Source organism: Herbaspirillum huttiense, assembly GCF_047300815.1.
In the GTDB taxonomy this organism is placed as follows: Bacteria; Pseudomonadota; Gammaproteobacteria; order Burkholderiales; family Burkholderiaceae_D; genus Herbaspirillum; species Herbaspirillum huttiense_A.
The window spans coordinates 2,779,937-2,791,399 of record NZ_CP178608.1 but is presented as its reverse complement, the minus strand read 5'-3'; the positions used below and the strand labels follow the sequence as shown (position 1 = coordinate 2,791,399).

At 57.5% G+C, this 11,463-nt stretch carries 12 protein-coding genes; 10 read left to right on the top strand and 2 right to left on the bottom strand.

Annotated features, from left to right (window positions below; all coding sequences use genetic code 11):
- Position 1: 1 nt before the first annotated feature.
- The 3 genes from ACLRDN_RS12920 (at position 2) to ACLRDN_RS12910 (ending at position 1,441) form a co-directional block, all read left to right on the top strand.
- Positions 2 to 220, top strand: coding sequence for a hypothetical protein (locus ACLRDN_RS12920; RefSeq protein ID WP_284077789.1), 219 nt, complete (start codon positions 2 to 4; stop codon positions 218 to 220).
- A gap of 133 nt (positions 221 to 353) precedes the next feature.
- On the top strand, positions 354 to 938 hold the full coding sequence (locus ACLRDN_RS12915; protein WP_413456586.1) for an exonuclease domain-containing protein: 585 nt from the start codon (positions 354 to 356) through the stop codon (positions 936 to 938).
- Between the two features lie 11 nt (positions 939 to 949).
- Positions 950 to 1,441: a 3'-5' exoribonuclease gene (locus ACLRDN_RS12910; protein WP_077235688.1), complete on the top strand. Its 492-nt coding sequence runs from the start codon at positions 950 to 952 to the stop codon at positions 1,439 to 1,441.
- A 27-nt stretch (positions 1,442 to 1,468) separates the two neighbouring features.
- Here the strand turns inward: ACLRDN_RS12910 and ACLRDN_RS12905 are convergent, their stop codons facing one another.
- The gene (locus tag ACLRDN_RS12905) at positions 1,469 to 2,848 is read right to left on the bottom strand and encodes a heavy metal sensor histidine kinase (RefSeq protein WP_413456585.1); all 1,380 of its coding nucleotides are present in this window, start codon (positions 2,846 to 2,848) and stop codon (positions 1,469 to 1,471) included.
- The gene (locus tag ACLRDN_RS12900) at positions 2,845 to 3,540 is read right to left on the bottom strand and encodes a heavy metal response regulator transcription factor (protein ID WP_284079440.1); all 696 of its coding nucleotides are present in this window, start codon (positions 3,538 to 3,540) and stop codon (positions 2,845 to 2,847) included. The genes ACLRDN_RS12905 and ACLRDN_RS12900 overlap by 4 nt, the downstream gene beginning before the upstream one ends.
- Before the next feature lie 150 nt (positions 3,541 to 3,690).
- Between ACLRDN_RS12900 and ACLRDN_RS12895 the strand changes: the two genes are divergently transcribed.
- The 7 genes from ACLRDN_RS12895 (at position 3,691) to ACLRDN_RS12865 (ending at position 11,454) form a co-directional block, all read left to right on the top strand.
- Positions 3,691 to 5,565: a copper resistance system multicopper oxidase gene (locus ACLRDN_RS12895; protein ID WP_413456584.1), complete on the top strand. Its 1,875-nt coding sequence runs from the start codon at positions 3,691 to 3,693 to the stop codon at positions 5,563 to 5,565.
- A gap of 30 nt (positions 5,566 to 5,595) precedes the next feature.
- Positions 5,596 to 6,603, top strand: a complete 1,008-nt coding sequence (locus tag ACLRDN_RS12890) for a copper resistance protein B (protein ID WP_413456583.1) — start codon at positions 5,596 to 5,598, stop codon at positions 6,601 to 6,603.
- Positions 6,604 to 6,649: 46 nt separating this feature from the next.
- Positions 6,650 to 7,036 carry a copper homeostasis periplasmic binding protein CopC gene (copC, locus tag ACLRDN_RS12885; RefSeq protein ID WP_008328778.1) on the top strand — a complete coding sequence of 129 codons (387 nt, stop codon included), beginning with the start codon at positions 6,650 to 6,652 and terminating at the stop codon, positions 7,034 to 7,036.
- A 7-nt stretch (positions 7,037 to 7,043) separates the two neighbouring features.
- Positions 7,044 to 7,967, top strand: coding sequence for a copper homeostasis membrane protein CopD (gene copD, locus ACLRDN_RS12880; protein WP_413456582.1), 924 nt, complete (start codon positions 7,044 to 7,046; stop codon positions 7,965 to 7,967).
- Between the two features lie 70 nt (positions 7,968 to 8,037).
- Complete coding sequence (locus tag ACLRDN_RS12875; RefSeq protein ID WP_222200427.1) at positions 8,038 to 8,454, top strand: DUF411 domain-containing protein; 417 nt, start codon at positions 8,038 to 8,040, stop codon at positions 8,452 to 8,454.
- Between the two features lie 154 nt (positions 8,455 to 8,608).
- Positions 8,609 to 9,025: a hypothetical protein gene (locus ACLRDN_RS12870; RefSeq protein WP_222200428.1), complete on the top strand. Its 417-nt coding sequence runs from the start codon at positions 8,609 to 8,611 to the stop codon at positions 9,023 to 9,025.
- An 80-nt stretch (positions 9,026 to 9,105) separates the two neighbouring features.
- Positions 9,106 to 11,454, top strand: coding sequence for a heavy metal translocating P-type ATPase (locus ACLRDN_RS12865; protein ID WP_402709826.1), 2,349 nt, complete (start codon positions 9,106 to 9,108; stop codon positions 11,452 to 11,454).
- Positions 11,455 to 11,463: the final 9 nt, after the last annotated feature.

Genomic DNA, 11,463 nt, shown 5'->3' with positions numbered 1-11,463 from the left:
AATGAAAAAACGTCAAACCTACTCAACCATCCTCGAACGCGGCGGCAAAGTCTCATGGCCGAAGGCGTTGACGGACTGGAAGATTGGCCAACGTGTGTTCCTGTCCATTCATGACGGTGCGATCGCCGTCACCACCCTGCCATCGCGCTCAATGAATGGGCGAATATTTTCCGCTCGCGTAAGCCGAAAATTCAGCAGTAAGAATTTCTCAGCTAGCTGATAGCTATCAGCTAGTCCAACTTGAGCCGGCTCAAGTCGCAGAAGCTACTGTCCCCCTATTGTGACTAAAGGCAGGTAATTTCGCATGCGAAATTGTCCTCTACGCCGGACCATAGCCATCATCAGAGGATAACGTGGCAAGAATTCTCGTAGTTGACCTGGAGGCGACCTGTTCGGACGACGGCAGCATCCCGCCGGAAGAGATGGAAATCATTGAAATCGGTGCCTGCTGGACCACCGAAGGTGGCGTGGTGCTTGAGCGGTTTCAGCACTTGGTCAGGCCGCTGGCGCGACCGATACTCACGCCATTTTGCAAGCAGTTGATCGGCATCACGCAAGAAGAAGTGGATCAGGCACCAATGTTTCCCGTCGCCGCGCAGGCGTTGCGGGCCTTCATCAACGACGTGGTGTCGCCCGATACCGTCTGGATGAGCTGGGGAAACTATGACCACAAGCAACTGACCAGGGACGCCCAGCGTCACGGGATCGCAATGCCCTTGACCATGCCCCACCAGAATGCCAAGCGACTGTTTGCGAAGGCCCAGCGCATCGGCAAGGAAGTGGGCATGGTCCGAGCGTGCGCGCTGAGCGGGATCAGCCGAGAGGGGCAGCATCATCGCGGGTTGGATGATGCAATCAATATCGCCAGGCTGATGCCCTGGGTATTGGGACACGCCACGCTCGCGGAGCAGCGCCAAGCGAGCGTGGTTGTTTCGTAAAGGACCAGAGGATGTCATTCAACGTATTCATCGACACCGAGTTCACCGATTTTCTCGATCCGCAGTTGATCAGCATCGGCCTGGTCGCACAAAGCGGCGAGGAGTTTTACGCCGAGCTTCCCTACGAGGTTCGCGAATGCAGCGAATTCGTCAAGGCCGCCGTCCTTCCGCTCCTGGGATACGCACCACATGCGGAAATGACCAAGGATGAACTCTACCTGCAGATGACCAATTGGCTCAGGCTGGTACGGCCGAAGGACCAAGAAGTCTTCATTTGCTACGACTACCAGACGGATTGGGATCTCTTCTACGATGTGTTGGATGGACGGGTGCCGCCATGGTGTCGGCGCCGGCTTGTTGCTGACCGTATCAATGAGCTATTGCGGTACGAGTTCCACAAGCAGAATAAGCTGCCCGAGCATCACGCCCTGAATGACGCCAAGGCAAATTGCTACGCTTTTCGTGAATTGCCTCCAGCCTCTGCAGGCGAGACCATCGCATAGATCGTCAGGACAGCACTGGAGACGCTGCTAGAACGTCATATTAGGGAATCGCAGCGTGAAGCGCGTTTTCCCCTGTGACGAGCGTACGGTGACGTTCCCCTGGTGGGCCCGCATAATGGCCTGCGTGATGGATAAGCCCAGTCCAGCGGAATCGGTATCAAGCTTGGTGCGGGACTTGTCTGCTCGGTAAAACCGGTCAAACAAGTGAGGAAGATGCTCCTCCGGGATTTCGGGGCCGTCATTCTCGACGGCTACCAGCACGTCGCCTTCAGACCTGGCGATCGATACCGCGATGCTTCCAGCCGCTGGCGTGTAGCGCATGGCATTGGAGATCAGGTTGCTCAACGCGCGGCGGACCATCAAGCGATCCCCCCGGACGATGGCATCGCCCGTCAACTGTAGATTCACGCCTTTTTCTTCTGCCAAGGCATCATAGAAGTCTAAAAGCTCGGTAATTTCGTCCTGGAGCTTGAGCGGCTCATAGCTGGGCAGACTGATGCCGTTTTCCGTCTGGGCCAGGAACAGCATGTCGGAAATGGTTCTGGCCAGCCGCTGCAATTCCTCGGCATTCGAGGAAAGTGTGTCCCGGTAGGCCTCATTGGTGCGCTGCTGGGTCAAGACCACATCCGTTTGCGTGAGCAAGTTGGTGATAGGCGTGCGCAGCTCGTGGGCGATATCGGTCGAAAAGTTGGTGATGCGATGGAAATCTTGCTGGAGACGTTCCAGCATGGCGTTCAGCTTGGCCGCCAGGTCGGCGATTTCAACCGGTAACGTCTCGATGGGCGTGCGTTCGCCAAAGTTATGCGAAGAGACGGCTTGCACTTTGTCCGACATCGCTCGTAGCGGGGCTAACCCACGCCGGGCGGCCCACCAGCTGAGCAAGACCACAATCACCGCAGATCCCGCCACATACAAAATCAACGTCGTCTGGAAATTGCGCATGAAGTGGTCATGGATTTCCGTGTCGACCGCAACAATGACTTGCAGCTGCTCGCCGCTTTTGTCGTCTTTCAAGTAGGCTTTAATTGCCTGAAACTCCTGATGCTGGCCTGCATCGACGGAGAACGAATGACTGCTGGCGACACGTTTGGCTGCCGCCAGGATTGGCTGGGTCGCGTCGGCAAGCGTCGAATACATGGGTTGGCCACCGGCCGAGCTGATGTGAACGAAAAAGCCCGGGTGGTTGTGCAATGCTTCGCCGAACGTACTGGTGATGGCACCGGCACCGCGCTCGTTGACTACCATGCGGATGAGCTCAAGCTCCTTTTCTAGCAGCTGCTCGTCCTGGTCGGTAAAGTGCTTGGCCACGGTGGACATAATGAGCAGCCCAAGGCCCACCAGCACAGCCGTAGATGCTAGGGCAAACAGCGCGGTGAGACGAACGGTCAGGGACCGTTGGCGAATCACGCGGCGCTCCCGGGCGCGTCAGCGTCATCCAGAATGTATCCCACCCCTCGTACTGTCAAAATCAGCTTGTGATCGAAGCCGTCATCTACCTTGGCGCGCAGGCGCCGGATGGCCACATCGATGACGTTCGAGTCACTGTTGAAATTGATGTCCCAGATCTGGGATGCAATCAGTGAACGAGGTAGCACCTCACCACGGCGCCGTGCCAAGAACTCAAGTAACGCGAATTCCTTGCTTGTAAGCACCAGCTTTCGGCCGCCTCTGCTGGCGCTGCGTCGAGGGAGATCGAGCACCAAGTCTGCGACCGTCAAACGATCTTGCAGTACCACGTTGCTACCCCGGCGCAGCAAGGTGCGTACCCTGGCCAGCAGTTCAGAAAAGGCAAATGGTTTGACGAGATAGTCGTCTGCCCCCATTTCCAGCCCCTTGACCCTGTCGGAGACGCTATCCCGCGCCGTCAGGAACAAGACAGGGACCGTCTTTTGGGCATCACGAAGGGACTGGACGATACGCCAGCCATCCACGTCGGGCAGCATGACATCCAAGATGACCAGGTCATACGGCTCGGTCATGGCCAGGTGATAACCGTCCAAGCCATTTTTTGCCAAATCGACAACGAACCCGGCTTCGGTAAGTCCACGCTGAATGTATTCGCCCGTTTTGGGCTCATCTTCGACCACAAGAAGTTTCATTTTGAGAACACATAAGAAGATGGATACATGGTACGTCGAGTTCGCAAAGATGACGCAATCATTACAGGAATGTAATGCGCGGGTAATCCGACTGATCGCCAGCGCTACTTATCATCAGCGCCATATCCCCATTTCGGAGAGTTTTATCCTATGTCGAACTCATCGTTCCCTTTGAATTCCCGTCGCCGTTTTGTCAAAGGGCTGGCCGCTGGAGGTGTCCTTCTGGGGCTGTCGTCGCGTGCCCTGCAAGCGGTGGCTCAAGCTGCCGAAGCCCCGGCGAGCCCCTCGGCAGCGCCCGTTCTCACAGGTAACGTGTTTAACCTTGTGATCGCAGAAACGCCTGTCAATTTCACAGGTAAGCAGACCGTCGCTACGACGATCAACGGCTCTCTGCCAGGACCAACCTTGCGCTGGAAAGAAGGCGAGATGGTCACGATCAACGTCACCAACAAGCTGCGCGAACATACCTCGATTCACTGGCACGGCATTATCTTGCCGTTCCAGATGGATGGTGTCCCTGGGATCAGCTTTGCTGGCATCGCCCCTGGAGAGACCTTCACCTATAAATTCAAGGTAAAGCAAAGCGGTACCTACTGGTATCACTCCCACTCGGGGATGCAGGAGCAAACCGGGATGTATGGTGCGATCGTCATCGACCCCATTGACGCCGGCAAAAAGCTGGCCGACCGAGAACACGTGATCTTGTTCTCGGACTGGATGGATGAGAATCCGATGTCAGTACTCTCCAAACTCAAAAAACAAGGGGATATCTACAATCTGAACCGTGTGACGGCTGGGGATTTTGTCCGCGATGCACGCAAAGATGGCGTGAAGGCTGCCTTGGATAATCGTGCGATGTGGAATGAGATGCGCATGAATCCCACGGATTTGGGGGACTTGTCCGCAGCTGTTCTGACCTTCCTCGCTAACGGCGTCACGCCGGCCGGCAACTGGACTGCATTGTTCAAGGCTGGCGAGAAAGTCCGCCTGCGCTGTATCAACGGATCTGGCAACACCTTCTATGACGTACGCATTCCCGGATTGAAGTTGAAGGTGGTGCAGGTGGACGGCGTGGACATCGAACCGGTGAGCGTGGACGAATTCCGCTTCGGCCCGGGCGAAACGTGTGACGTGGTCGTCGAGCCCAAGGAAGATGCCTATACCGTGTTTGCGCAGACGATGGAGCGCACCGGCTACGCTCGTGGCACGCTGGCCACGCGTGCGGGGCTGGCAGCACCGGTGCCGGCAGTCGACAAACCGGAGTGGCTCAGCATGGGTGACATGATGGGCGACATGTCTTCCATGGCCGGCATGGATCATGGGGCCATGGGCCACATGAATCACGGTGCGATGGCGGGTATGTCGTCCATGAGCGGCATGGACTCGATGTCGAGCATGGACAGTATGGATTCCATGGACGGCAAATCCGGGGCGCAACCGATGCAGGGGATGGATCATAGCCAGCACCAGATGGCCTCGGCTAATCCTCTGAAGGTGCCCAGCAAGAAAGCGCGCCATGCCAAGACCGAATATGGTCCCAGCACAGACGCCCGGGTCGATAGTGCCCGTACCAATCTGGATGATCCAGGGGTGGGCTTGCGTAACAATGGCCGCCGCGTACTGACCTTGGCCGACATGCACACGATTGGCGGCCCGCTGGACAATCGTGGCCCCGAGCGTGAAGTCGAACTTCATCTGACCGGCAATATGGAACGTTACGCCTGGTCGCTCGACGGTTTAGAGTTCGGCAAGTCGACGCCCATTCATTTCCGCTATGGCGAACGCCTGCGGGTCATTCTGCACAACGACACCATGATGACCCACCCCATGCACTTGCATGGTCTGTGGAGCGAATTGGAGACGCCCAACGGAGACTTCCTCGCGCGACGTCACACCATTCCGGTACAGCCGGCCCAGCGCATCAGTTTCCTGGTCACAGCGGATGCTTTGGGCCGTTGGGCCTGGCATTGCCATCTCATGTACCACATGGATATGGGCATGTTCCGTGAAGTCGTCGTCAGCTAACCAGGACCTGCACCGAAAGGCATACCTAGAATGACTCTTACCCGCTATTCAACTCAGATTCTCGTGCTGGCCGTTGCATCGGCAAGCATGAGTGCAGCATTGGCCCAGTCTCACGAAGGCCATACCGCGCCTGCAGCTGGCTCGACCTCGCAGCCGGCGATGACCACCATGGACAGCATGGACAGCATGGACGGCGGCACCGCCAGTCCGACGGTGCCAATGGATCATGGGGCGATGAACCACGCCGGCATGAACCACGGCGGGATGGACATGGGGGGCATGGATATGGGCTCCAGTTCGACAGCGCCCGCAGATGCCCGAGACCCCCATGGCTATTCCAACGGCTACACTCTCAATACCGGCCCCTATGCCCAGAAAGACACCAGCGCATTGATGATGTCCGATATGCATTCCTTCGGTTCCTTCCTGGTGGATCGCCTGGAGCGTGTTCATACCCGCAATGGGAATTCTGTCGCCTACGATACCCAAGGCTGGATCGGCAATTCGTATGACAAGTTCTACCTCAAAGCCGAAGGCGATATCGAACAAGGCCGCGTAGGTGATGCCCGGACCGAATTGCTGTGGAGCCATGCGATTACTCCCTATTGGGACACCCAGCTCGGCCTTCGCGTCGACGTCGGCAGCAATCGACCTGGTCGCAATTGGCTCGCCTTCGGCGTCCAGGGACTGGCCCCGTACTGGTTTGAAGTAGAGGCGACAGGCTACGTTGGAGAGCAAGGTCGGACCGCCTTGCGCCTGGCGGCCGAATACGAGGTGTTGTTGACCCAGCGTTGGGTGCTTCAACCTCGCGTCGAGGCCAACCTGTACGGCAAAGAAGATCCTGAGCTTGGCATCGGACGGGGCCTGTCTAGCGCCGCCTATGGCGTTCGGCTGCGCCATGAGTTCTCCCGCCAATTCGCCCCTTACGTCGGAATTGAGCGCAACCAGAGTTTCGGCCGTACTGCCAGCTTCGTACGTGGTGCCGGCGGCAATGCCGGTGAGACCAGGCTCGTGGCCGGCGTACGCGTTTTGTTCTAAGTCTCCACCTTTTTAACCCTCCACAACATCTCCAAGGAGTATCGCCATGTCCTACCAGTCCCTGTTCGCTAAAACAGCCGTCACCATCGCTGCAGCCGCGTTCGCTACCGCAGCATTCGCTCACCCGAAGCTGCTTGGCTCGACCCCTGAAGACAACTCGACAGTGAGTGCGCCGGAAAAGATCGAACTGCACTTCTCGGAAAATCTCTCCAAGCAGTTCTCCGGCGCCAGCCTCTTGATGACCAGCATGCCAGGTATGAACCATGCTTCGCCAATGAAGATGGCGGCCAAAGTGTCGGGTTCGGATGATCCCAAGACCATGGTAATCACCCCGAGCCAACCGTTGATGCCGGGCGTGTACAGCATCGAATGGCGCGCGGTCTCGTCGGATACCCATCCGATCACCGGCAAGATTACTTTCACGGTGAAGTGAGCAGGTAATGGACGGGATGACCGTTTTGGTGCGCTTTGCGCTGTATCTGGACTTGATGCTTGTCTTTGGCCTGCCGCTGTTTCAGCTGCATGCACTGCGCCAGGCTGAGCGTTCATCCCCCTTGGGTAAGAAGTTCGTCGTACTGACGACAAGTGCAGCCGCCATCGGGCTAGCGCTGTCGGCGGTGAGCATGCTGCTCATGGCCAAGGCGATGACCGGCGCTACTGACATCAACTCGATTGAACAGCACATGTTCGAGATGATGTTGACCGACACCTCTTTTGGCTTGGCGTGGTGTCTGCGCATGGCGATGTTGCTCGTGGCCATCATGGCTGCGCTACTGTCGAATGTCCGGCCGACCGCGAGCGCAGTTCTGATGAGCGCAGCGGGAGGCACCGCCTTGGCCACGCTGTCCTGGGCTGGTCACGGCGCCATGGACGAAGGTGCGCGGGGACAGGTTCACTTGATTGCCGACATCATCCATCTGCTAGCCGCTGGCGGCTGGGTAGGTGCGCTGGCAGCGTTCATCCTGATGTTGGTTCTGCGTTATGGTAACGACCCCGCAGATGTTTCCCTACTCAGCCGAACGCTCAATGGCTTTGCGCTGATGGGTACACTGATCGTTGGATCGTTGGTGATCACGGGGGCGCTGAACTACTGGCTGATTGTCGGCCCTACCGTTACAGGGCTTTTTTCTTCTCCCTACGGGCAATTACTGATCGCCAAGCTCGGCCTGTTCGGCTTGATGCTGGCCCTGGCTGCCGCAAATCGCTACCGCTTAAGCCCGTTGTTGGAACGAGTCCAAGTTTCGGGAAAACACGCCACGGCGATTGCTGCTCTACGCAGAAGCCTTTTCGTCGAAACCTGTTGCGCGTTCCTGATTCTGGCGCTGGTCTCCTGGCTCGGCACCTTGGGTCCGATGACCGAATAAGTTCAATCCCAAGGAGGACAGAGAGTTACATGCTGGCGGATCGTTGCCCCTTATCGTAAAAGGAATAAAGATGAAAAAGTTCTTTCTGGCGAGCCTGCTCGCGCTGACTTCTGTTGCTGCGCACGCGGCCGGGGAAGCCATCACCGTGTACAAAGACCCAGACTGCGGCTGCTGCACGGCTTGGGCAGAACACATGAGCCAGGCCGGCTACAGGCTCCATGTCATGGACAGCAAAGAGATGCCTGCGATCAAAAAGCGCCTGGGCGTACCTGAATCACTTCAGTCCTGCCATACCGCCGTTGTCGAAGCAACGGGCCAGGTGATCGAAGGCCATGTTCCGGCCCCAGCGGTGGCCAAACTCATCGCATCCCTATCGACAAAAGGTGTCGCGGTACCAGGGATGCCCGTCAACTCACCCGGGATGGGAAAGATGGACGGAAAGTTGGTCACGCTAGACTTTGCCGGCAAGGAATTCTCACGAAATTAATCGCTACTGCGCTCCTGGGTACATTTCGTCCGTGGCGGGCTTACCAGCGTTTTCACATAGCTTTGACTTGCATCACCTGCAGTCTTTCTATGCTCACTAGACTTCATATAGAGGCTGCTGATTTGCATGCCTCCTAACGAATTGAGGAGAAATCATGAAACGCGTCACCCACCTGATCGGCACGCTCGCGATGGCAACATTTTCGGTTGCCGCATTGGCTCAAAACGCAGCAGAGCATGAAGGACATCATCCCGAGGCAGCTTCATCTGCATCTCCCGCAAAATCTGCTGCGGCAAGTGCCTCCATGGCACAGATGGATAGTCAGATGAAAACCATGCGCGAGATGCATCAGAAGATGATGAGCACCGCTTCTTTTGAGGAGCGCCGCCAATTGATGGCGGACCACATGAAGACGATGAAAGACAGTATGGCCATGATGCAAGGCATGATGGCAGCCAGGGCGGAGCATAAATCGCTGCCGTCCCCTGCGATGATGCAGAAGCAAATGGACATGATGCAGATGACCATGCAGATGATGATGGACTGTATGGAAATTCCAACGTCGAAGTAAGCCGCTGACGACGTGAGGGCGCGCTTCATGTGTCCCTCACGTTACCTGCTGGGTATGCCTGACACGGGAGAGCAGTAACTATGGATGAACACCACCACGATCATCACGCCGCACCAGTTCCAGCCATTGAAGCGGGATCGCCCCCGGAAAAAAGCCAGACTGATCCGGTTTGCCACATGATGGTGGCTCCCGATCCATACCGGAGGATTGAACACGGCGGGAGAGACTTTTACTTCTGCAGTGACAAGTGCATGGGCAAGTTCCGTGCAAATCCAGCCGCATTTGTCGGAGATTCATCAAAGCCCGAGGCGAGCACCGCGCCGGTTGATGGGGCTATCTATACCTGTCCCATGCACCCACAAGTCAGGCAAGCGTCGCCTGGAAATTGTCCCATCTGTGGGATGAGCCTGGAGCCGCTGCTACCATCAGAACAAGAAGAGGACGACCCTGAGCTGCGGGACTTCCAGCGCCGATTCTGGCTCACGTTGCCGTTGACGGTGCTTGTCACGGTACTGGCCATGGCAGGCGGTCGCCTATTCCCACATGGCCTGATCGGTCAAAGCTGGATCGAGCTCGCGCTCGGTACGCCCGTGGTCCTGTATGCCGGATGGCCGTTCTTGACCCGCGGTGTCGACTCGATCGTCCACCGCAGTCCCAATATGTGGACCCTGATCAGCACGGGCGTGGTAGCGGCCTATGGCTATAGTGTGGTCGCAACCGTCTTCCCCGAGCTATTCCCCAAGGCCTTCATGGAACACGGGCGGATCGGTGTCTACTTCGAAGCCGCGGCCGTCATCATCTCACTGACCCTGCTGGGGCAGATCCTGGAACTACGGGCGCGCTCGCAGACCTCTGCCGCCATCAAATCACTGCTCGGCTTGGCACCTAAAACAGCTAGACGGATCGCTGCAGATGGTACGGAAGAAGATATCCCCTTGAGTAACGTTCACATTGGAGACCTGCTACGGGTCCGACCAGGCGAAAAAGTCGCTACTGACGGGGTGGTCGTTGAGGGAGAGAGTGCCATTGACGAGTCGATGTTGACTGGCGAACCGGTACCCGTGACCAAGCGGCCTGGTGACAAGGTTATCGGAGCAACGATCAATGCCAGCGGAAGCCTGATCATCCGCTCCGAGAAGGTCGGGTCGCAGACCATGCTCTCGCAGATCGTTCAGATGGTCGCCCAAGCCCAGCGCTCACGCGCGCCCATGCAGCGGTTGGCGGACGTCGTCGCCGGTTACTTTGTCGTGATCGTGGTCGGCATTGCTGTACTGACGCTTCTAGGTTGGGGATTCTTTGGACCACAACCTAGCTGGGTCTATGGCTTTGTTAACGCGGTTGCGGTCCTGATTATCGCTTGCCCGTGTGCGCTGGGACTGGCTACGCCCATGTCCATCATGGCCGCCACTGGCCGTGCCGCAACCCAAGGCATCCTGTTCCGAGACGCAGCGGCCATCGAGAGCATGAAAAAGCTCGATACGATCATCGTCGACAAGACTGGCACCCTGACGGAAGGAAAGCCAGCATTCGATCGGATAGTCGCCGCACCGGGCAGTCAAGAGACGGAAGTGTTGCAACTGGCGGCAAGCCTCGACCAGGGAAGTGAGCATCCACTAGCGCACGCTATCGTTGCCGAGGCACGCCGGCGCCAGCTTTCCTTGATGACACCCAGCAGCTTTGAATCTTCCAGTGGAATAGGTGTTCGAGGCGTGGTCAACGGCGAACGGATGGCGCTGGGCAATACCACGCTGATGGAATCTGAAGGCGTCTCTTCGACACCGCTGCTGGCTGAAGCAGAAGCTTTGCGTGCCGAAGGTGCCAGCGTGATGTATCTAGCGAGAAACGGCGTGCTTTTGGGGCTGCTAGCGGTCTCTGATCCCGTGAAGGAAACTACACGGGAAGCGCTGGCTAGCCTAAAAGAAGCCGGGCTGACGGTGGTCATGGCCACCGGTGATGGCACAACCACGGCGAAAGCTGTTGCCGGAAAGCTCGGCATCTCCGAGGTCTATGGTGAGGTCAAGCCTCAAGACAAGCTCGCGCTCGTAGAACGTTTCCAGACCGAAGGCAAGATCGTCGGGATGGCGGGCGATGGAATCAACGATGCTCCGGCGCTGGCCAAGGCAAATGTCGGGATTGCCATGGGAACGGGCACCGACGTGGCGATCAATAGCGCTCATGTCACCCTGGTGAAGGGCGACCTGCGGGCCATCGCACGCGCGAGAGGATTGTCGGTAGAAACCGTGCGCAACATGCGTCAGAATCTGGGCTTTGCTTTTCTCTACAACGCCTTGGGCATTCCCCTGGCTGCAGGCGTGCTTTATCCCTTTACAGGGCAACTTCTGTCACCGATGTTGGCGGCCTTGGCGATGAGCTTGAGCTCCGTATCTGTGATCGCGAACGCGCTGCGCCTGCGCGGAGCAAGAGGCTAAGCGTCAGCT

What these genes read in the sequence shown, in the direction of transcription:
- ACLRDN_RS12920 (WP_284077789.1), top strand. Translation starts at nt 2, where the DNA reads ATGAAAAAACGTCAAACCTACTCAACCATCCTCGAACGCGGCGGCAAA.
- ACLRDN_RS12910 (WP_077235688.1), top strand. Translation starts at nt 950, where the DNA reads ATGTCATTCAACGTATTCATCGACACCGAGTTCACCGATTTTCTCGAT.
- ACLRDN_RS12900 (WP_284079440.1), bottom strand. Translation starts at nt 3,540, where the DNA reads ATGAAACTTCTTGTGGTCGAAGATGAGCCCAAAACGGGCGAATACATT.
- ACLRDN_RS12895 (WP_413456584.1), top strand. Translation starts at nt 3,691, where the DNA reads ATGTCGAACTCATCGTTCCCTTTGAATTCCCGTCGCCGTTTTGTCAAA.
- ACLRDN_RS12890 (WP_413456583.1), top strand. Translation starts at nt 5,596, where the DNA reads ATGACTCTTACCCGCTATTCAACTCAGATTCTCGTGCTGGCCGTTGCA.
- copC (WP_008328778.1), top strand. Translation starts at nt 6,650, where the DNA reads ATGTCCTACCAGTCCCTGTTCGCTAAAACAGCCGTCACCATCGCTGCA.
- copD (WP_413456582.1), top strand. Translation starts at nt 7,044, where the DNA reads ATGGACGGGATGACCGTTTTGGTGCGCTTTGCGCTGTATCTGGACTTG.
- ACLRDN_RS12875 (WP_222200427.1), top strand. Translation starts at nt 8,038, where the DNA reads ATGAAAAAGTTCTTTCTGGCGAGCCTGCTCGCGCTGACTTCTGTTGCT.
- ACLRDN_RS12870 (WP_222200428.1), top strand. Translation starts at nt 8,609, where the DNA reads ATGAAACGCGTCACCCACCTGATCGGCACGCTCGCGATGGCAACATTT.
- ACLRDN_RS12865 (WP_402709826.1), top strand. Translation starts at nt 9,106, where the DNA reads ATGGATGAACACCACCACGATCATCACGCCGCACCAGTTCCAGCCATT.